The 20,314-nt window shown below is 68.7% G+C and carries 21 protein-coding genes; 14 read left to right on the top strand and 7 right to left on the bottom strand.

Annotation, left to right across the window (positions count from 1 at the left end; all coding sequences use genetic code 11):
• Positions 1 to 450 precede the first annotated feature (450 nt).
• From IEX71_RS18340 to radA, 5 genes are all read right to left on the bottom strand, one after another.
• The gene (locus IEX71_RS18340; RefSeq protein ID WP_188838531.1) at positions 451 to 1,791 is read right to left on the bottom strand and encodes an HNH endonuclease; all 1,341 of its coding nucleotides are present in this window, start codon (positions 1,789 to 1,791) and stop codon (positions 451 to 453) included.
• Between the two features lie 114 nt (positions 1,792 to 1,905).
• Positions 1,906 to 2,436, bottom strand: a complete 531-nt coding sequence (locus IEX71_RS18345; RefSeq protein ID WP_188838532.1) for a gluconokinase — start codon at positions 2,434 to 2,436, stop codon at positions 1,906 to 1,908.
• Positions 2,437 to 2,472: 36 nt separating this feature from the next.
• Positions 2,473 to 3,375 carry an HhH-GPD family protein gene (locus IEX71_RS18350; RefSeq protein WP_188838533.1) on the bottom strand — a complete coding sequence of 301 codons (903 nt, stop codon included), beginning with the start codon at positions 3,373 to 3,375 and terminating at the stop codon, positions 2,473 to 2,475.
• Between the two features lie 25 nt (positions 3,376 to 3,400).
• A complete protein-coding gene (gene disA / locus IEX71_RS18355; protein ID WP_188838534.1) occupies positions 3,401 to 4,477 on the bottom strand; it encodes a DNA integrity scanning diadenylate cyclase DisA in 1,077 nt (358 codons plus the stop codon).
• An 88-nt stretch (positions 4,478 to 4,565) separates the two neighbouring features.
• On the bottom strand, positions 4,566 to 6,029 hold the full coding sequence (gene radA, locus IEX71_RS18360; protein WP_188838535.1) for a DNA repair protein RadA: 1,464 nt from the start codon (positions 6,027 to 6,029) through the stop codon (positions 4,566 to 4,568).
• A gap of 85 nt (positions 6,030 to 6,114) precedes the next feature.
• Between radA and IEX71_RS18365 the strand changes: the two genes are divergently transcribed.
• Positions 6,115 to 6,924, top strand: coding sequence for a ZIP family metal transporter (locus IEX71_RS18365; protein WP_188838536.1), 810 nt, complete (start codon positions 6,115 to 6,117; stop codon positions 6,922 to 6,924).
• A gap of 24 nt (positions 6,925 to 6,948) precedes the next feature.
• On the opposite strand, the gene IEX71_RS18370 is transcribed toward IEX71_RS18365, so the two are convergent.
• Both IEX71_RS18370 and IEX71_RS18375 read right to left on the bottom strand, forming a co-directional pair.
• Positions 6,949 to 7,692: a class I SAM-dependent methyltransferase gene (locus IEX71_RS18370; RefSeq protein ID WP_229749859.1), complete on the bottom strand. Its 744-nt coding sequence runs from the start codon at positions 7,690 to 7,692 to the stop codon at positions 6,949 to 6,951.
• The gene (locus tag IEX71_RS18375; RefSeq protein WP_188838537.1) at positions 7,689 to 8,528 is read right to left on the bottom strand and encodes a DUF3109 family protein; all 840 of its coding nucleotides are present in this window, start codon (positions 8,526 to 8,528) and stop codon (positions 7,689 to 7,691) included. Before IEX71_RS18375 ends, IEX71_RS18370 begins: the two co-directional genes overlap by 4 nt.
• Positions 8,529 to 8,629: 101 nt before the next feature.
• Here IEX71_RS18375 and IEX71_RS18380 point away from each other — a divergent pair, with 101 nt between their 5' ends.
• The 13 genes from IEX71_RS18380 to IEX71_RS18440 all read left to right on the top strand — a co-directional run bounded on the left by IEX71_RS18380 (position 8,630) and on the right by IEX71_RS18440 (position 20,314).
• Entirely contained in the window at positions 8,630 to 9,556 is a 927-nt protein-coding gene (locus tag IEX71_RS18380) for a Ppx/GppA family phosphatase (protein WP_188838538.1), read from the top strand.
• Entirely contained in the window at positions 9,556 to 10,371 is an 816-nt protein-coding gene (locus IEX71_RS18385) for a sugar phosphate isomerase/epimerase family protein (protein WP_188838539.1), read from the top strand. Before IEX71_RS18380 ends, IEX71_RS18385 begins: the two co-directional genes overlap by 1 nt.
• Positions 10,372 to 10,493: 122 nt before the next feature.
• On the top strand, positions 10,494 to 11,441 hold the full coding sequence (locus IEX71_RS18390) for a proline dehydrogenase family protein (protein WP_308420996.1): 948 nt from the start codon (positions 10,494 to 10,496) through the stop codon (positions 11,439 to 11,441).
• Positions 11,442 to 11,446: 5 nt separating this feature from the next.
• On the top strand, positions 11,447 to 12,286 hold the full coding sequence (gene proC / locus IEX71_RS18395; RefSeq protein ID WP_188838540.1) for a pyrroline-5-carboxylate reductase: 840 nt from the start codon (positions 11,447 to 11,449) through the stop codon (positions 12,284 to 12,286).
• 82 nt (positions 12,287 to 12,368) lie between these two features.
• Positions 12,369 to 12,908, top strand: a complete 540-nt coding sequence (locus IEX71_RS18400; protein WP_188838541.1) for a GNAT family N-acetyltransferase — start codon at positions 12,369 to 12,371, stop codon at positions 12,906 to 12,908.
• Between the two features lie 11 nt (positions 12,909 to 12,919).
• Positions 12,920 to 14,131: an acetoin utilization protein AcuC gene (locus IEX71_RS18405; protein WP_229749860.1), complete on the top strand. Its 1,212-nt coding sequence runs from the start codon at positions 12,920 to 12,922 to the stop codon at positions 14,129 to 14,131.
• Between the two features lie 472 nt (positions 14,132 to 14,603).
• Positions 14,604 to 14,804, top strand: a complete 201-nt coding sequence (locus IEX71_RS18410; protein WP_188838542.1) for a helix-turn-helix domain-containing protein — start codon at positions 14,604 to 14,606, stop codon at positions 14,802 to 14,804.
• 174 nt (positions 14,805 to 14,978) lie between these two features.
• A complete protein-coding gene (locus IEX71_RS18415; protein ID WP_082775156.1) occupies positions 14,979 to 15,077 on the top strand; it encodes a 30S ribosomal protein bS22 in 99 nt (32 codons plus the stop codon).
• A 208-nt stretch (positions 15,078 to 15,285) separates the two neighbouring features.
• A complete protein-coding gene (locus IEX71_RS18420; RefSeq protein WP_188838543.1) occupies positions 15,286 to 16,275 on the top strand; it encodes an NAD-dependent epimerase/dehydratase family protein in 990 nt (329 codons plus the stop codon).
• The gene (locus IEX71_RS22590) at positions 16,268 to 17,701 is read left to right on the top strand and encodes a 1-acyl-sn-glycerol-3-phosphate acyltransferase (protein WP_229749861.1); all 1,434 of its coding nucleotides are present in this window, start codon (positions 16,268 to 16,270) and stop codon (positions 17,699 to 17,701) included. The genes IEX71_RS18420 and IEX71_RS22590 overlap by 8 nt, the downstream gene beginning before the upstream one ends.
• Positions 17,702 to 17,713: 12 nt before the next feature.
• Positions 17,714 to 17,974, top strand: a complete 261-nt coding sequence (locus IEX71_RS18430) for a glutaredoxin family protein (RefSeq protein ID WP_188838544.1) — start codon at positions 17,714 to 17,716, stop codon at positions 17,972 to 17,974.
• A 370-nt stretch (positions 17,975 to 18,344) separates the two neighbouring features.
• Positions 18,345 to 19,016: a redox-sensing transcriptional repressor Rex gene (locus IEX71_RS18435; RefSeq protein ID WP_188838545.1), complete on the top strand. Its 672-nt coding sequence runs from the start codon at positions 18,345 to 18,347 to the stop codon at positions 19,014 to 19,016.
• Complete coding sequence (locus IEX71_RS18440) at positions 19,013 to 20,314, top strand: glutamyl-tRNA reductase (protein ID WP_188838546.1); 1,302 nt, start codon at positions 19,013 to 19,015, stop codon at positions 20,312 to 20,314. Before IEX71_RS18435 ends, IEX71_RS18440 begins: the two co-directional genes overlap by 4 nt.

Below are 20,314 nucleotides of genomic sequence, written 5' to 3' on the forward strand. Positions count from 1 at the left end.
CGCATCCACTCAGACCAACGGCTGCGACTAGCAGCATGGTTGCGCGGCTTGCTGCAGATACGAACATGATCGCCCCCTTCAATTCAGTGCAGGCCCCGACCTTCAGGTCCACCACCGCTGCAGGTGCCCAGACGACTACCCGATTGGTGCGACGAAGTTCGACCTCGTTCGGATCCCACAAACGAGTTCTCGTCCAGGGAGCAGGCGTCTCGATAGAGGTTCCACAAACGGTGAACACCCGCGTCAGGGCATGATCCAGCGCGCGGCGCGGCGATGTCGGTCCCGTAGAGCCTGTCCGCGTAGGCATCCCGGGACGCGGCCGTGCTACGGCACACGAGGCGACCACCTCGACAACGCCTTGTCGGTCATTCAGGCGCTCCAGCATCCGGGACTCTTAGTCAGCGGAGACGCTCACTGAGCCAAGCGCTGCCGCTGATCGGTTTCACGCGGCTATTGACACTGAACAGCAGTTGGCTGGGCTGCACCGCATTGGCTGAATTCGATATTCATCAGGGTGCGTGAGATCGGGGATCTCGTTGGTGGTGGGTGTCCTGGTGGGGCGGGTGGTCTGCTGCTGGCGGTGAATCCGCCGGTCAGGGTGAAGGTTTCGCCGGCGTCGCCGCCGACGAGGTGGTCGGGGTGTTCTTTGACGTAGTTGCAGCGTTCGCAGAGGCCTTGGCCGTTGCGTTCGCTGGTCGCGCCACCTTTGCTGTGGGGCACGATGTGGTCGGTGTGGGCGATGGGGGCGTCGCAGTAGGGGGTGCGGCAGGTCCGGTCCCGCAGCTTGATGAAGTCGGCCAGTAACCCGGTGTAACACCGGGAGGCGGACTCCATCCCGATCAGGTCGCCGGTGCCGGGGTAGGAGAACAGCCGCCGTATTGCGGCTGCTTTCTGCGGGTGGTTGGTGATCCATTCGCGGGCCAGGTCGGCCGGGATCGGCCCGTACCCGGGCAGGTCTGCTGGGGTGTCGCCGGTCAACGAGTCCAGGGGCAGGATCAGGTTGATGTTGACGCCTGGGCCGTCGATGGTGGTGCGGCCGGTGACGCGTTCGACGAGGGTGTCGGCCATCACCTGCCCGCGCGGGTGCTCAGGTGTGGCATTCGCATCAGCGGCGGTTTTGAGTGCGGCGAAACACGCGACGCCGTCTTTGACCGGGAGCAGTGCGGTCAGCCAGGTCATGCAGTCCGGTGCGGGTCGCAGGCTGACCCGGCGTTCGGACTCTGCTTTGGCGCGGCGGGCGGTGGCCGCGGCCGGGTCGGCCCGGTACGCGGCGGCTTGTGCCGCGGCGATCAGTCGCCGGTGGGACACGACCCCCAGGTCGCCGGCGATCGCGGTGTCGACGCGGCCCCGGTCTTCCCTGCTCAGGTAGGAGGTGGCGGCGACCAGGTCGGTGGCGTCGCGTTCGTTGATCACCCCGGCCGCAAGGGCCGCGAACGTGCAGGGCATTTCCTCGACCACGGCGTGTGCCAGGCCCAGCAGTCGGGAGCCCAGGTGCGGGGCGGACCGGCGGGCCAATGCGATGTCGGACCCGACTTTGTGGGCGGTGGCGGCCCGGTCGATCCCACGCGGCAGGTCCAGTCGTCGTTGCTGATCGTGGGCTTGGACGGTCAGGCGGGCTTGGCGGGCGGTGATGGCGTTCTTGGCTTCCTCCAACGCCCGTGCCTCGGCCAGCAGGTCCTCCAGGGTGTCAGCGACCACTGCCTCGTCGAGCCGGTCGTGGAAGGCACGCACAGCCGACGCATTGAACGTGCACCCAGCGCGTTCAATCGTATCGGTTCTCATGTCGTCCATGTGTTCGATTATACTCGAATTGTCAGTAAAGACAACACTTTTCGTGCATAACTGTTATCCACATCCCCCTCTCGATGCGCCGGATTGCGAGAGGGATGTGGATAACTCGATAGGTCAGTTCTTAGGCGTCAGCCCGAGCAGCTCGAGAGCCTGGGCGAGCGATGCCTCGGGCGTCTGGTGGGCGTGAACGACGACGCCGGCCTCGTCCGGTTCCAGCGGCTCCAGAGCCTCCAGTTGCGACGGAAGCAGCGACGGCGGCATGTAGTGACCGGTGCGCTTGGCGAGCCGCTCTTCGAGCACCTTCTGCGGAACATCGAGGTAGACGAAGCGCACGTTGTCGCGACCCTCGCGCAGCAGGTCGCGGTAGCTGCGCTTCAGCGCGGAGCAGGTGATGACCGCACTGCGGCCGTCGTTCTCGTGCTCGTCGATCCAGGTGCCGATGGACCGCAGCCAGGGCCAGCGGTCCTCGTCGGTGAGCGGCACGCCGGCGGCCATCTTGGAGACGTTGGCCTGCGAGTGGAAGTCGTCACCCTCGGCGTAGAGCCAGCCCATCGCGTCGGCGATGCCCTCTGCGAGGGTCGTCTTCCCGGAGCCGGAGACCCCCATGACGATGAGGAACTGGGCGGGGTCGTCGGCGGCGCTCATGCGTGCAACTCTAACCAGAGCGCAGCCTCGGCCTCGTCAGGTCGGCAGCCGGAAGCGCTCACGAGGGAGTGCTTCGACCAGGCCGTCCTCGATGAGCGAGACCAGGCACCGGTCGCGCTGACCGGGGTCGTGCCAGACGATGTCGAGCTCCGTGCGCGGCACCGGCGCTGTGGCTTCGCGCAGCACGGCAAGCAGCTTGCCGCGCACCTGCCGGTCGGTGCCGTGCCACTTCTGCGCCTTCTTGCGCGGGCCGTCGTGCGCGGGCCGGCCGGCGAGCACCCAGCTGCACTGTGCGACGACCGGGCAGGCGTTGCAGTCGGGCGTGGTGGCCTTGCAGACCAGCGCGCCCAGCTCCATCACCGCGACGTTCCATCGGGTAGCGTCCGCGTCGTCGGCGGGCAGCAGGGTCTCGGCGAGCCGGGTCTCCGCCGCGGTCAGGCTCGGTGCGGCATGTTGTGCGCCGGTCACCAGGCGCGCCTCCACCCGACGGACATTGACGTCGACGACCGTCGTGCGGATGCCGAAGGCGAACGCGCCCACCGCAGCCGCGGTGTAACTGCCGATACCCGGAAGGGCCTGCAACTGCTGCATATCGGCGGGTATGACGCCCTCGTGCTCCTGCGTGATCGCGGTCGCTGCGGCATGCAGGCGCAGCGCACGCCGGGGGTAGCCAAGACGTCCCCACTCGCGCACGGCATCACCGGGTGACGCGGCGGCGAGCGCGGCAGGGGTCGGCCAGAGCTGCATCCAGGTGCGCCATACCGGCTCCACGCGGGCGACCGGGGTCTGCTGCAGCATCACTTCCGAGACCAGCACCGCCCACGGCCGGTCGACCTCCGGCCACGGCCACTCGTCGGCCGGCACCCGCCACGGCAGGTCGCGGGCGCTCTCGTCGTACCACTGCAGAATGGCGTCGTGCAGGGACTCGGTGTCGGTCATGGAGTTGCGAAGAGCGTTGGGGTAACTAGACGTATCGCTCGAGGATGCTGCTCTCGGCCAGCCGCGACAGGCCCTCGCGGACCGCGCGGGCGCGGCTCTCACCGACGCCTTCGACGGCCATCAGGTCGTCGAAGTCCGCGGCGAGCAACCGCTGCAAGGTGCCGAAGTGATCCACCAGCCGGTCGACGATGGTGCCGGGCAGCCGCGGCACTTTGGTCAGCAGCCGGTAACCGCGCGGGCTGACCGACAGGTCGAGCATGTCGCCGATCACCGAGAAGCCCGCAGCGCGGGCACCGGCCGACAGGTCGAGCAACTCGGTAGAGCTCATCTCGCCGAGCCGGGTGATGGCGTCGTCGACGCTCATGTCGGCCCGGTCGGGGTCGACGTAGTCGCGGACGACGAGCTCGCGGTCGTCGGTCAGGCCGCCGACCAGCTCGTCCAGCTGCAGCGAGATCAGCCGGCCGTCAGTGCCGAGCTCGACGACGTATTCGCTGATCTCCTCGCTGATCCGGCGAACCATCTCCAGCCGCTGCAGCACACTGGCCACGTCGCGGACGGTGACCAGGTCCTCGATCTCCAGCGCCGACAACGTGCCGGTGACCTCGTCGAGGCGCGCCTTGTAGCGCTCCAGGGTCTGCAGCGCCTGGTTGGCGCGGGACATGATCGCGTTGGAGCCCTCGATGACCTTGCGCACGCCGCCGACATACAGGGCGATGATGTGCATCGACTGGCTGACCGACACGACCGGGAATCCGGTCTGCTTGGCGACCCGCTCGGCCGTGCGGTGCCTCGTGCCGGACTCCTTGGTCTCGATGCTCGGGTCGGGCATCAGCTGGGTGCCGGCACGCAGGATCCGGGACACGTCACTGTTGACGACGATCCCGCCGTCCATCTTGGCCAGCTCGCGCAACCTGGTCGCAGTGAACTCGATGTCGATGGGGAAGCCGCCGGACGACATGTCCTCCACGACCGAGTCGTGGCCGATCACGATGAGCGCGCCGGTGCGCCCGCGCAGGATCCGCTCCAGCGCGTCGCGCAGGTCGGTGCCGGGCGCGACGGCGGCGAGAGTTTCGCGGAGGATGACTTCGGGGGAGCGTGACACACGGTCAGTGTAGGTGCGGTCCGCTCGGCGAAGCCGCTCCCACACGCGGCGCGAACCTGTCCGCGTCCTGGGAATCGAGCGTCGAACCTCAGCTGTTGACGCCTTCTGTCGCGCCTCTTCCCTCGGCTGCGCGCCTCGCTCGTGCCTCGCTCGCGTGCTCGCCTCGGTCGGCGCTCACCGGTATGGCGATGGCGCGTGTCGCCGCGTGCACGTCGCGCACCTCGATCACCCGCATCCCGGCCGGCGGCGTCTCGGTGCCCATCGAACCGGCCGGCACGATGGCCCGCTTGAAGCCGATCCGGGCGGCTTCGGCCAGCCGGCGCGGCACTCCACCGACGCCCCGCACGTCGCCGGCGAGGCCGACCTCGCCGACCGCGAGCGTCCCGGTCGGCATCGGGCAGCCGTCCTTGGCGGAGGCCAATGCCAGCGCGATCGCCAGGTCGGCCGCCGGCTCGGAGAGCTTGGCGCCGCCGACCGTCGAGACGTAGCAGTCGTCGTCGCGCAGCCGGACACCCGCGCGACGGTCGAGCACGGCCAGGATCATGGCGGTGCGGGAGTTGTCGACGCCGTTGGTGGTCCGTCGCGCGGAGCCGCCGTTGCCGGGCACGAGCAGCGCCTGCACCTCGGTGACCAGGGGCCGACGGCCCTCGAGGGTGACCGTCACGCAGGTGCCGGGCACCGCCTCCTTCATGTGCGACAGGAACAGGCCACTCGGATCCGGCAGACCGGTGATGCCCATCTCGGTCAGGTCGAAGCAACCCACCTCGTCGGTGGGGCCGTAGCGGTTCTTGGCGGCCCGGACCAGCCGCAGCCGGGAGTGCCGCTCGCCCTCGAACTGCACGACGACGTCGACGAGGTGCTCGAGCACGCGTGGCCCGGCGATCGAGCCGTCCTTGGTGACGTGGCCTACCAGCAGCGTGCCGATGCCGTCGCGCTTGGCGACCTGGATGATCGCGGCGGCGACCTCCCGCACCTGACTGACGTTGCCCGGCGAGCCGTCGACGTCCGCCGACGCGATGGTCTGCACCGAGTCGATGATCAGCAGATCGGGGTGCAGCTTGTCGATCTGCGCGAGCACGGTCGCCAGGTCGGTCTCGCTGGCGAGGTAGAGGTCGCGGGCCAGCGCCTCGATGCGCTCGCCGCGCAGCCGCACCTGGGCCGCGGACTCCTCACCGCTGACGTAGAGGACGGTCTGCCCGCCCCGGGCGGCCCGTGCCGCGACGTCGAGCAGCAACGTGGACTTGCCGATGCCCGGCTCCCCGGCGACGAGAACCACGCCGCCGGTCACCAGGCCGCCGCCGAGGACCCGGTCGAACTCGCCGACGCCCGTCGATCGGTGCTGCGCCCTGGTCGCGTCGACCTCGCCGATCGGCAGCGCGGGCCGCTCGATGGTCGCCGCCGGCGCCGTGCGGACCTGTTGCTGACCGACCTCGGTCACCGTCCCCCAGGACTGGCACTCACCGCAACGACCGGCCCATTTGATCGCCTGCCAGCCGCATTCCGTGCAACGGAACGTCGGGGCCGGGGCCTTCTTGCGTGTGCTGCTCGCCATACGCCGGACTCTAGAGGCGGGCCCCGACAGGCCGTACATGGTGTTCGAGTAGCTTAGCCTCGCCTTACTCACCCGGAGGATGTCGATGTCTCTTGCCAACACCCTGGTCCTCGGCCTCATCGCCGGTGCGACGATCCTGCTCGGTATGCCGCTCGGCCGGCTCCGCGCGCCCGCTCCGGCGACCCGATCGCTGCTCAACGCGATAGCGGTCGGGGTCCTGCTCTTCCTCTTCTGGGACGTCCTGTCCGCGGCGTGGGAGCCGATCGACGCAGCGCTCGGCGACATACATGACGGCAAGGGTGGACTCGGATCCGCGATCGGCTACGGCGTCCTGTTCGCCGTGGGCATCACGGTCGGCCTGCTCGCGCTGGTGGGTTACGAGAAGTGGATGCTCCGCAGGGCGCGCGCCGCGCACGCCCTGCAGCCGATGCAGTTGGCGACACTGATCGCGGTCGGCATCGGACTGCACAACTTCGCCGAAGGACTGGCGATCGGCCAGGCGGCCGCCACCGGCGAGATCGCGATGGCCACCCTGCTGGTGGTCGGCTTCGCCCTGCACAACGCGACGGAGGGCTTCGGGATCACCGCGCCGCTGGCCGCCGACGTCGATGATGCGGGGGAGCGCCGGTTGCCGACCTGGGGCCGGCTCCTCCTGCTCGCGCTGATCGGTGGCGGGCCGACGTTCGTCGGCACCTGGGTCGGGCACAGCTTCACCAGCGACGCGGTGAGTGTCGTCTTCCTGACCCTCGCCGCGGGATCGATCCTGTATGTCGTCATGCAACTCGTCGGCCTCGCCGCGCGCGCTCGCCGTACGGACCTGCTCGCTTACGGCGTCCTGATCGGCCTCGCCGCAGGCTTCCTCACCGACGCCATCGTCTCCGCCGGCGGCGCGTGATCGAGGCAGTCAATCTGGGGAGACTCAATAACGACGGTGGCGCACGAAGACCGCGTAATCGACTCCGGTGCCGTTGTGTTCGGCCAGGATCCGCTCGGCGTGCTCAGGTGTGAACTCGATGCGCACGACCGCCTCGAAGTCGGCGCGGGTGTCGAACGCCCACCGCATCGTCACCGGCACGGACGTGAAGCCGACCCGGCGCCAGAAGCGCTCCACACCCACCGGGTCGTATGACGGCAACGCTCTCCGGAACCACGACCCGAACGTCGACCGGGACGCGTCGTTGTCGATGACGAACGCCACCCCACCGGGACGCATCACCCGGTCGAGTTCGGCGAGTCCCGGCTCGCACCCGCCGCCGAAGAAGTACGCCCACCGCGCGTGCGCGATATCGATCGAACCCGACTGCACCGGAAGGGATTCCGCCCCGCCTGCCCGCACCTCGACCGAGGAGTCGAGGCCTGCGCGGGTCGCGCGTGCACGGGCGGCCTCGACCAGTGGCGGGTGTGGTTCCACCCCGATGACCGAGCGTGCGGACGCGGCGAAGAACGGCAGATGGAAGCCGGTCCCGCAGCCGATGTCCAGCACGTCGGAGTCCGCCCAGTCGCGCACCTGGCGCATGGCCGCCCAGATCGCACCGTCCGGGTCGACGCCGTGGTTCTCGATCTCGTAGGTGTCCGGCGATGTCCAGATGTTCGGCGACGGGACAGTCGACGAAAAGAGGGGCGGGGACGGGATTGCCGCAGGCGCCGAATCTCTTTGTGTCACTTGCGCTTCCGTTTGGACGACTTCGCCGAGGAGGCCTCTTCTGCAGCTTCCTCGGCCAGCAACGTCGCCGGGTGCACGTAGAGCGGCAGCAGCTCACGACCGGCCGGGCCGGCATGCCGCAACGCCGTCGCCTGGACCAGGTGCGCCTCGCAGCGGCGCGCCAGCTCGGCATACGCGTTGTCGCCCATGAGGTGTCGCAACTCGCCCTCGTTGGACACGTAGACCGGTGAACTGCCCACGTGCGCCTCAGGATTGCCCGAGCAGTACCAGTCGAGGTCGTGGCCGCCGGGCCCCCAGCCGCGGCGGTCGTACTCGCCTATCGAGATCTCCAGGTAGGACGTGTCGTCCGGCTGCTCGACGGTGCGGTAGGTGCGCCGCATCGGCAGCTGCCAGCACACGTCCGGCTTGATGGTGTGCGGCGGAACGCCCGTGAGTATGGCGTGTTGGTGCAGCGCACAGCCGGCGCCGGCCGGGAACCCGGGACGGTTGTGGAAGATGCACGCGCCGTCCACGACCCGCGTCTTCCAGTCGCCGTCCTCCTTCTCGCGCCAGCCGTCCTTGGAGTGGCCCTCGTCGTAGTACTGCCACTCGTCGGGTCCCAGCTCGCGGACCGCGGCCTTGACGTTCTTCAGATCGTCCTTGTCGGAGAAGTGCGCGCCCAGGGTGCAGCACCCGACGTCCGGTGCTTCCTCGTAGATGCCCTGGCAACCATTGCCGAAGATGCACGTCCAGGACGACGTCAGCCAGGTCAGGTCGCACCGGAAGCGTTCCTCCGGGTCGTCCGGGTTGTCGAACTCGACCCAGGTCCGCGGGATGTCCAGTGCTGTCTCGACCACGCGCCACATCGTAGGTGTGCGCGTCACCGCTGCACCATCCGATGCAGGCGATCCGACGCGGAGATGAGGAACCGGTCCCCGGGTCGGATAGCGTTGCAGTCATGCGGCTCGGTGTGATCGACGTGGGATCGAACACGGTCCACCTACTCGTGGTTGATGCTCACCGGGGCGCACACCCCCTGCCTGCCACCTCGCACAAGCGCGAGCTGCGGCTGTCCGAGCACACCGATCCGGACGGTTCGATCTCGGCCGACGGGGTCCAGCAACTGACGACCTTCGTCCAGGAGTGCCTGACCATCGCGGACGACCAGGGCTGCGAGGACCTGCTCGCCTTCGCCACCAGCGCGATCCGCGAGGCGCCCAACGGTGACCAGGTCCTGTCGCAGGTGCACGCCGCGACGGACGTGAAGCTGGAGGTCCTCGAGGGCCACGACGAGTCGCGACTGACCTTCCTGGCCGTTCGCCGCTGGTTCGGTTGGTCCGCCGGGCGCCTGCTGGTCGTCGACATCGGCGGTGGCTCCCTGGAGTTCTCGGCCGGCATCGACGAGGAGCCCGACGTCGCGCTCAGCCTTCCGCTCGGCGCTGGTCGCCTCACCCGCGACCTGGAGGGTGACCCACCGGTCGCCGCGGATCTCAAGGTGCTGCGCAAGCAGGTCCGTTCCGACATCGCACGGGTGGTCCGTGACCTGCACAAGGTCGGGACACCGGACCGGGTGGTCGGCACCAGCAAGACCATCCGCTCCCTCGCCCGTGTGCTGGGCGCCGCGCCGCGGGGCGACGGGCCCCGGGTCGACCGGGTGCTCGAACGCGACGCGCTCGGTGAGCTGGTGCCCCGGCTCGCCGAGATGACAGCGGACGAACGCGCAGCACTGCCAGGCGTTTCCGCCAGCCGCGCGCGACAGTTGCTCGCCGGGGCGATCGTTGTCCACGGCGCCATGGACCTGCTGGGGGTGGAACGCCTCGACCTGTGCCCCTGGGCGCTGCGCGAGGGCGTCATCCTCCGGCGCCTCGACTGGCTGGACACCTGATGAGCACCTCGCGGCTGACCGTGCCGCAGGGCCGCATCGCGCTGTCCACCTCCTCGGTCTACCCGCTGGGCGTCGCCGACGGCTTCGTGATGGCCGAACGCCTCGGGTATGACGGCGTCGAAGTGATGATCTGGACCGACCCGGTCAGCCAGGAGTCCGGCGCGCTGCGCAAGCTCGTCGACCACTACGGCATACCGATCGTGTCCGTGCATGCGCCGACGCTGTTGCTCACGCAACGCATCTGGGGTCCGGAAGCGTGGCCGAAGATCGACAACTCGGTCGCCCTGGCCGAAGAGGTCGGTGCGCAGACCGTGGTGGTGCATCCGCCCTTCCGGTGGCAGCGGGAGTATGCCGCGGAGTTCACCGCTGGCGTCGCCGAACGCAACACCCGCACGGACGTGCGGATCGCGATCGAGAACATGTTCCCGTGGCGGGCCCGTGGCCGCGAGATGCAGGCGTACCTCCCCGGCTGGGATCCCGTCGGGCTCGACTACGACCACGTCACGCTCGACCTGTCGCACACCGCGACAGCGGGATCGGACGCTATGCAGATGGCCGAAGATCTCGGTGACCGGCTGGCGCACATCCACCTGGCAGACGGGTCCGGCTCGTTCAAGGACGAGCACCTTGTCCCGGGGCGTGGCTCCCAACCGTGCGCGGATCTGCTGGAGTCGTTGGCCGGGCGTGGCTACACCGGCGACGTCGTGCTCGAGGTCGGCACCCGCAAGCTGTCGATCGAGCAGCGGGAGCTCGACCTCGCCGAGGCGCTCGCCTTCGCCCGGCTGCATTTCGCCGCGTCGGCCGCCGGGCGTTGACCACCGGCTGATCACCGCCGGTCGATCACGCGCGGATCGCCGCCGGGGTCGCTCGGCCGCGCGCGGTCACCGCGCCATACGCTCGGATTCGGACATACCGAGTAAGTGAAGGAGCCACTCTCGTGATCGACCCCAGCGCAGCCGTGCGGCAGGGACTGCTGGCCCTGAGCCGGAGCGATTCCGCCCGGCGGGTCGTCGAGCGTGTGCCGGTCAGTCGCTCCGTCGTACGCCGCCTGGTGGCCGGGGACACCGCCGAGGACGGGATCGGGGTCGCCGCCGACCTGGTGGCCGACGGGCTGCTCGCGTCGTTGGTGTTCCTGTCCGAGGACGTCCGGGACGTCGCGCAGGCCACTCACACCCGGGACGAATACCTGTCGATGCTGCGCGAATTGCACGAGTGCGGGCTGAGCGCCGACGGCGCCGCCGAGGTCAGCATCAAGCTCAGTGCCCTGGGTCGCGAGCTGCCGGAGGACGGCGCGAAGATCGCGCTCGACAACGCCCGGCAGATCTGCGAGGCGGCCGCCCGCGCCGAGACGACCGTCACGGTCGCGACCGAGGATCACACCACCGTCGACTCGACCCTGTCGATCGTGCGCGACCTGCGCGCCGACTTCCCGTGGGTCGGCGCGGTGCTGCTGGCCGACCTGCGCCGCACCGAGGCCGACTGTCGTGACCTGGCCACCGAGGGCAGCCGCGTCCGGTTGTGCAAGGGCGGCGGATCCACGCAGGCGGTCGCCTACCAGGACGAGCACGAGGTGGACCTGTCCTACGTGCGATGCGCCAAGGTGCTGCTGGCGGGAAAGGGCTACCCGATGATCGCGACCCACGACCCGGCCATCATCGACATCACGCGCTCGCTGGCCGACAAGGAACTGCGGGCACCCGACTCCTTCGAGTTCCAGATGTTCTTCGGAGTTCGCGCCGACGAGCAGTCGCGCCTCGCGCAGGCCGGGCACCGGATGCGCGTCTACCTGCCCTACGGCAGCCAGTGGTACCCCTACGTCATGCACCGACTCGCCGAGCACCCGACCGGCGCCGTGTCGGGCCTGCGCAAGAACACGAGAGGATGACCGGCATGTCCGAATCAGCTGAGAAACAGGGAGAATTCGTCGATCGCCGGGTCGCCTTCCTCGGTGTCGGGATGATGGGGGAGGCGCTGCTGTCCGGGCTGCTCCGCAGCGGCGACCCGACTCGGATCGTCGTCTCCGACCACAGCGCGGAGCGCCAGGCACAGGTCGCCGAGAAGTATGGCGTGCAGTCCGCCACAACGGCAGAGGCCGTCGCCGGAGCCACCACCGTCATCGCCGCGGTCAAGCCGCCGGACATGGGCGCGCTGCTGGACGAGATCGCCGCCGGCCTGGAACCCGGTGCCCTGGTGATCTCGGTGGCGGCGGGCATCACCACGGCATACCTCGAGGCACACCTGCCCGAAGGCACCCCGGTGGTGCGCGTCATGCCCAACACCCCGGCCCTGGTCGGCGAGGGTATGACGGCCATCAGCCCCGGCACACACAGCGAGAGCCGCCATCTGGCTGCGGCGCAGGACCTGCTGAGCTCGTCGGGAACGGTGATCTCGGTGCCGGAGAGCAAGCTCGACACCGTCACGGCGATCAGCGGCAGCGGCCCGGCATACGTCTTCTACGTCGTGGAGGCGATGGTCGAGGCGGGGGTGCTGCTGGGCCTACCGCGCGACACCTCGACCGAGCTCGTCGTGCAGACCCTGTATGGCGCCGCCACCATGCTCAAGGAGACCGGCGACCATCCGTCGCTGCTGCGTGAACGGGTGTCCAGTCCCGGCGGGACCACGATCGCGGCGCTGCGACAGCTGGACGACCACAAGGTGCGCGCGGCGTTCCTGACCGCGATGGAGGCGGCCGCGCGCCGCTCCGCAGAGTTGGCTTCCGACCAGGGCTGACGACGGATCGTTATCTGCGCGGCGCTCGCAGTTCACCCCACCTCGTGACCATCGGCGAGCGATGCATGGGAGAGTTGTGCTCATGACTGACATCACGGTGCGCGCCCTCGGGGATGAGGAATGGCAGGTTTACCGGGACGTTCGACTGACTGCATTGCGTGAAGCTCCCGACGCGTTCGCGGCGTCGGTTTCGCAGGAGGAGAAGTTCGACGACGAGTTGTGGCAGGCCCGCATCAAGCGGTCCCGACGACTGGTCGCAGAGGACGGCGACAAGATCGTCGGAGTCGTCTCGGTCGGCAGCAAGCCGGGCAACGACGAACGGGTCAGCGAGCTCTTCGGGCTCTGGGTCGACCCCGAGCTGCGTGGCAAGGGCGTCGCCTGGAAACTCGTGGACGCCGGTGTCCGACAGGCACGTCAGGACAGCTACGACTTCGTCCTCTACTGGGTCGGCACCGACAACGGTCGCGCCGTCGCATTCGCCTCCAGCTTCGGCTTCCGTCCGACCGACGGCCGGCGAGCCATGCAGTCCGAGGCAGAGGATGACGCCAGCTCCGAGGACGAGATGGCGATGGTCTACCCGCTGGGAGACGACCCGGGCGCAGTGCCGAGCTCAGTGCTCTGATCGGCCAGTCGATGACCGCCGCCGACCCACGGGTGCGAGTCGTGTGGGGCGAGGAGCTGACCGCGTACGACTTCGGTCCGCAGCACCCGATGAACCCGATCAGGTTGGACCTGACGGCCCGGCTGTGTCGTGCGCTTGGCGTTTTCGACGCGCCCGGTCTGGAGGTCGTCGCACCGTCGATGCCCGGCGGCAACGACGACTTCTTGTCCTGGGTGCATCGCGCCGACTACATCGACGCTGTGCGCGCCGCCTCCGCCGATCCCGCGTCGGCGGATTCGTCATACGGGCTGGGGACCGAGGACGACCCGGCGTTCGTCGGCATGCACGAGTCGTCGGCGCTGATCGCCGGGTCCACGGTGCGCATCGCGCAGGATGTATGGCGCGGCGAGGTCGACCACGGCGTCAACTTCTGCGGCGGCCTGCACCATGCGATGGCCGCCAGTGCGTCGGGCTTCTGCATCTACAACGACGCCGCGCTGGGCATCCAGTGGCTGCTCGACAACGGCGCCGAACGCGTCGCCTATGTCGATATCGACGTCCACCACGGTGACGGCGTCGAGCGCGCGTTCTGGAACGACCCTCGCGTGCTCACCATCTCGCTGCACGAAACGGGACGAGTCCTCTTCCCGGGCACCGGTTTTCCCGGTGACATCGGCGGCCCGGACGCCCGGGGCAGCGCCGTGAACGTGGCTCTCGCGCCGGGCACCAGGGACGCCTCGTGGCTGCGGGCACTCCACGCGGTCGTGCCGTCGCTGGTGCGTGCGTTCGACCCCGACGTGCTGGTCACCCAGCAGGGCTGCGACTCCCACTACGCCGACCCGCTCGCGCACATGGCGCTTTCTTTGGACGCGCAGCGCACGGCATACACGACACTGCACGACCTTGCCCACGAGGTGGCCGACGGCAAGTGGATCGCGCTCGGCGGCGGTGGTTACGAACTGATCGACGTGGTGCCGAGGGCGTGGACGCACCTCACCGCGATCGCCGCGCACCGGCCGATCGATCTCGAGACCGAGGTCCCCGCCGTATGGCGAGAGCACGTCCGACGCACCTTCGACCGACCCGGGCCGCCGCGGATGGGCGACGGGCAGGCCGAGAACGGTCAGGTCTGGTGGCGCTCCTGGGAGAGCGGCGTCGACCCCGCCGACGCGGTCGACCAGTCGGTCCTGGCCACCCGGGAAGCGGTCTTCCCCCTGCACGGCCTCGACGTCTGGTTCGACTGACTCCTCTGCTTCGACTCCTCGCGCGCCGCCCGCCCGCCGCGGTCGTCGTCTCCGCGGCGGTCCGCCTGTCGGTGGGTTCGGTTGTCGTGCGCTGTCGCCTGCACCCGCGTCCCGAAGTGCCGACGGTCGGTCTGTTGGGACGGGTTTGTGGGTCCAGGGCGTGCCGAAGTGCCGACGGTCGGTCTGTTGGGACGGGTTTGTGGGTCCAGGGCGTGCCGAAGTGCCGACGGTCGGTCTGTCGGGCAAAGACCGCCAGTCACACCGGTAACGCCGGAAACATGCGGATACCTGCACCGATCGCCACATTTTTCTCACCAGTATCGGCGTGTCAGGTGGACATTTCGCGCGCTCAGACTTTCCACAGACACCGCTGACCCTCTATCGTTGCCCAGCAGGACACCTGTGGGACGCGTTGAGCGGCCCGCAGTTCGGGGTCGACATCGCGTCGCCAGAAGAAGGGTTGGCAAGAGCCATGGCCGAAGATCGTCAGCCGGGCGAGGTCACGTTCATGACCGTCGCCGAGGTCGCCGCCATCATGCGGGTCTCCAAGATGACGGTCTACCGGCTGGTGCACTCCGGCGAGCTGCCCGCAGTGCGGGTCGGCCGATCCTTCCGGGTGCCGGAGGACGCGGTCTCCGAATATCTCAGCCAGTCCTACATGGGCACGGCCTGACTCCTCGGCCGAGTCCGCCCGAGCACACTCGATTCGTCTGTGGTCGGGCCGATGGCGTAGCCTTGGGCGGCGCATCAGGTCCTACACCGGACGTGATGACACCGAGGCTTCGCGACCGGTCACGGCGCCACGGCCGACCGGTTCCAATCAGCAATTTTCAGGAAGAGCGTACGCATGGGTTCAGTCGTCAAGAAGCGCCGTAAGCGGATGGCCAAGAAGAAGCACCGCAAGCTGCTTCGCAAGACGCGCCACCAGCGCCGCAACAAGAAGTAAGAGCGCACGGCCGAAGGTCCATCACGGATCAGCGGCCGGCGCGGAGACCAGGACGGGCCTTCGCAGCAGCGCGACCGAGCCCCGGACCGTTTCGTGCGGCACCGGGGCTTCGTCATACCGTGTGGCTTGCCCGAAGAGCGCGACTCGTCTCCCGCACATGCGCGGCGGATAGGATCGTCGCTCAGTCAGTCGTCACCGAGGAGAGTCGATGGGTCGCGTTGTCCTGGTCACAGGTGTGTCCCGGCTGGTCGGCGGTATGACGTGCCGCGCGCTCGCGGCCGACGAGTCCTTCGAGCGGGTCATCGCCATCGACACGGTGCCGCCGCTGCACAGCCTTGGCCGCGCCGAGTTCATCCGGGCCGACATCCGCAACCCGATCATGGGCAAGATCCTCGCTCAGGAGAAGGTCGACACCGTTCTGCACCTCGGCGTGATCATGACACCGAAACAGGCCGGCGGCCGCACCCTGCAGAAGGAGATCAACGTCATCGGGACGATGCAGTTGCTCGCCGCCTGCCAGAAGGCCGAGTCGGTCGAGCGGCTGATCGTCAAGTCGTCCTCGTCGGTCTACGGCTGCTCACCGCGTGACCCGGCGATGTTCACCGAGGACATGAGCGCCCGTCGCCACCCGACCGGTGGCTTCGGTCGCGACTCGGTCGAGGTCGAGACCTACGTTCGCGGACTCGCCCGACGCCGCCCGGACATCGACGTCACCATGCTCCGTATGGCGAACCTCGTCGGTCCCCGCTTGCGCACCACCTTCTCCGAATACTTCACGTTGCCCGTGCTTCCCGTGCCCCTCGGGTATGACGGCCGCTTCCAGGTCCTGCACATCGACGATGCCGTCGGGGTGCTGCACCGGGCCGCGCTCGCCGAGGATCTGTCCGGAACGATCAACGTGGCCGGTTCCGGCATGCTGACCATCCGGCAGGCAGCGCGCATCGCCGGCAAGCCGGTCCTCCCTGTGCTCGCCCAGGCCAGCGCGATCATGCAACAGCTGTCCGGCATGGTCGGCGGCAGCGGCGCGTTCGACGCCGAGCAGATGCAGTTCCTGCAGTTCGGGCGTGGCATGGACACCACCCGCATGCGCACGATGCTCGACTTCACCCCGGAGCACAGCACCCGCGACGCATTCCGCGTGGTGCTCGGAGCGTCCGGCCGTAGCAACGCCGCACACCTGGGAGGTGCACGTGTCTGAGGAGCAGCACACCGGTGCCGCCGACAAGGGCGCGACCGGCGACGGTCCGGCGCGCAAGTCGACGGTGAAGAGGACCGCCGCGAAGAAGTCCGCCGCTAAGAAGTCCGCCGCGTCGAAGAGCCGAACGACCAAGAGCCAAGCGTCGAAGACCACCGCGAAACAGACCACGAAGCCGGCCACCGCCAAGAAGGCGCCGGACTCCGTGAAGCGCGCCACGAAGCAGGCCGCCACGAAGCAGGGAGGGGCGAAAGCCACGCCCGTGAAAGCCGCACCGGCGACCCGCGCGACATCCGCGCCGCGCACCGCTTCGGCGCCGGCGGCGAGTCATCGTCATACGGCGGCTGCGGAGGCGACTCCCCGCAGTCGCCCGTCCCGCAACAACATCGTCGCGGCCGCCCGACGCAGCGCCGGCTCCCGCGACGACCGGTCAGCGACTGGCAACGGGCCCGGGCTGCGCGTCGTGCCGGACCCACCGGAGCGGCCCGAGTCGTCGGAGATCGCGACGAGCCCATCCGACTTCGAGGGTGTCGTCAACGTCATCGTCGAGGGCCTGCGCAAGGCGGGTTCGCTGGTGGGCATCGAGGGTGACGACCTGGAGCGCCGCATCGCTCAGGCGTTGTCGTTCCTGCGGCGCCGGATGACCGGTGACTACGAGATCGACGATTTCGGCTTCGATCGGGAGTTCACCGACCAGGTGTGGCTGCCGATGCTGCGACCGCTCTACAAGCGGTGGTTCCGGGTCGAGGTCCGCGGGATCGAGAACATCCCGGACGAGGGCGCCGCGCTGGTGGTGGCCAACCACTCCGGCACGTTGCCGATCGACGGGCTGATGACCCAGGTCGCCATACACGATGAGCACCCCAAGCACCGGCATGTGCGGATGCTCGGGGCCGACCTGGTCTTCGAGTCGCCGCTGATCGGCGAGCTGAGCCGCAAGTCAGGCACCACCCTGGCCTCGAACCCGGACATCGAGCGGCTTTTCGCCGCGGGCGAGCTGGCCGCCGTCTATCCCGAAGGTTTCAAGGGTGTCGGCAAGCCGTTCTCCGAGCGCTACAAGCTGCAGCGGTTCGGCCGCGGCGGTTTCGTGTCCGCCGCGCTGCGCGCCGAGGTGCCGATCATCCCGTGCGCGATCGTCGGCGCCGAGGAGATCTTCCCGATGATCGGCAACGTCAAGGGCCTGGCGCGGGTGCTCGGGTTCCCCTACTTCCCGGTGACGCCGTTCTTCCCGCTGCTCGGGTTGGCCGGGCTGATCCCGCTGCCGAGCAAGTGGATCATCGAGTTCGGCGCCCCGGTCGACACCGACACCTACGGCGCTGCCGCTGCGGACGACCCGATGCTGGTCTTCGACCTCACCGACCAGGTTCGCGAGACCATCCAGCAGTCGCTGTATTCGCTTCTGCTGCAACGTCGTTCAGTTTTCTTCTGATCGCAGCCTCGTATGCCGCAAACCCGCATCACGCTCATCGGCAAGCCTGACTGCCACCTGTGCGACGACGCACGCGCGGTCATCGAGCGGGTCTGCGCGGACACCGGGGAGTCCTTCACCGAGCGGAACATCCTGGCGGAGCCGGAGCTGATGGCGGCATACGCCGAGCAGGTCCCGGTCACCCTCGTCGACGGCAAGCAGCACGACTACTGGCGGGTCGACGAGCAACGGCTGCGCAAGGCGCTGTCGCGGCGGCGGCTCTTCAAGCGCTGAGGTTCGGAACTCGCCCCGAGCGGTCGAATACCCGCGAGTATTTCGCCATACCCACGGGTAAGTGACCGTTCGGGGCAACTTCCTGAAGCGGCGCCGCGCTGCGACGCGAGTTGCGACGTGAGCCGTCGACGACGCGACCGGGACCACCGGTGAACCATTGGTGAACAGCCTCCGGAGCCCACGAACCGGCGGCATTCTGCTATCACGAGCACACCTCCGGGCATGAGCCGACCCCCGTTTAGCACTTTTGCCGGAATATTGCGACTTTGTGCCTGTGTTCACAAAGACCTACAGTCAGGGGGTCATTGATCCTCTGTGGCGGGCGTTTGATATACGCCTGCCCACGACGCATGGAGGAGTCGGAGCGCACGTGAGCACCGCATCGGCCGACCGTCGGGACATCCCCGAAGCCACTGTGGCTCGGCTACCGCTCTATCTGCGCGCTCTCGTGGCCTTGGACTCCCGCGGAGTAGAGGTCGTCTCCTCCGAGGAACTCGCCGAAGCGGCAGGTGTCCGATCGGCCGGCCTGCGCAAGGATCTGTCCCACCTCGGTTCGTATGGCGTGCGCGGCGTCGGGTATGACGTCGATCGGCTCTCCGAGGAGATCTCCCGCGAGCTCGGACTCCACCACGACTGGTCCGTGGCCATCATCGGCATGGGCAACCTGGGTCATGCGCTCGCGGCATACGGCGGTTTCGCGACCCGCGGATTCAGCGTCCGCTGGCTGGTCGACGAGGACCCGGCAGTCATCGGCACCCAGATCGCCGGCCTGCAGGTCATCGACTTCGCGGAGCTGGAGAAGCAGGCCCCCGAGAGCATCATCGCGGTGCTGGCGACGCCGCCGCACGCGGCACAGCAGGCCGCCGACCAGGCGATCGCGCTCGGTGTGCGGTCGATCCTCAACTTCGCTCCCTGCGTGATCACGGTCCCGGCGGGCGTCGAGGTCCGCAAGGTCGATCTGGCCACCGAGTTGCAGATCCTGGCCTTCCACGAGCAGCGCGGCAGAGACATCACGCTCGGCACGATCGAGGGGGCGCGGTGAGCCTGATCGTCATCGGTATGTCGCACCGCACCACGGGTGTCGACCTCCTCGAGCGGGTCGTGCTGACCGATGAGCAGACCCGTGCCCTGGAGTCGTCGCTCGCACTCAACGAGCACGTCAATGCCACGGTCGTGGTCTCCACCTGCAACCGCGTCGAGATCTACGCCGATGTCGAGACGTTCCACGGCGCGGTCACCGGCATCACCGAGTCCCTCGCTGCGACAACGGGTTTGGCGGTCGGGCAGTTGCGCGACCACCTCTACGTCCACTTCGAGGACCGTGCCGTCGCACACTCCTTCCAGGTCGCAGCCGGCCTCGACTCCGTCGCGGTGGGCGAGGGGCAGATCCTGGGCCAGCTGCGCGACGCACTGCGCACCGCGCAGAAGGGCGGTCACCTCGATCCGTCACTGTCCGCGCTCATGCAGCACGCGCTGCGGGTCGGCAAGCGCGTCCACTCCGAGACCGACATCGACACCGTCAGCAGGTCGCTCGTCGAGCGGTCCCTGGTCGTCGCGCAGTCGACGCTGGGTGAGCTGAGTCAGCAGCGCGCACTGGTCGTCGGCGCCGGAGCCATGAGCGGACTTGCCGCGCACACGCTGGCCCGCGCAGGCATCGGACACCTCACCATCATCAACCGGACACCGGCCAAGGCAGCACGGCTCGCTCAGGCGACCGGGGGAGTCGCCAGTGACTGGTCCGACCTGACCGACGCCGTCGTCGAAGCCGACCTCGTCATCTCCTGCACCGGTGCGGTCGGGCACGTGCTCGACGCCGACAACGTCCGCGGCTCCGAGACTGCGAAGCTGTTGGTCGACCTCGCGTTGCCGCGCGACGTCGATCCCGTGCTGAGCACGCTGCCCGGCATCGCAGTGATCTCGCTGGAGGGCCTCAGCACAGCCGTAGCCGACGACGCCGAGAAGACCCAGCTGACCGCCGCCCACGAGCTGGTGAGCGCGGAGGTCGCCGAGTTCCTCGTCGCCCGGCGGGCCGCAGCCGTAGCACCCGCGGTCGCCGAGCTGCGGGCGCGCGCCGCCGAGGTCGTCTCCACCGAGCTGGCCCGGTTGGACCAGCGCACCGAGCTCTCCGAGCACGACCAGTCACAGGTGCAGATGACCGTGCACCGGGTCGTCGAGAAGATCCTGCACACCCCGACCGTCCGCATCAAGCAACTCGCCGGCGAAGAGCAGGGCGGTCAGGACTATGCCGCGCTGCTGCGGATGCTCTTCGACCTCGACCCGCACGAGTCGCGGGTCTCGGAAATCCCGCATGGCGAGCCTGCTGGAGGTGAGCTGACGTGA

Origin of the sequence: Flexivirga endophytica (genome assembly GCF_014640635.1) — a bacterium.
Classification (GTDB): domain Bacteria; phylum Actinomycetota; class Actinomycetes; order Actinomycetales; family Dermatophilaceae; genus Flexivirga; species Flexivirga endophytica.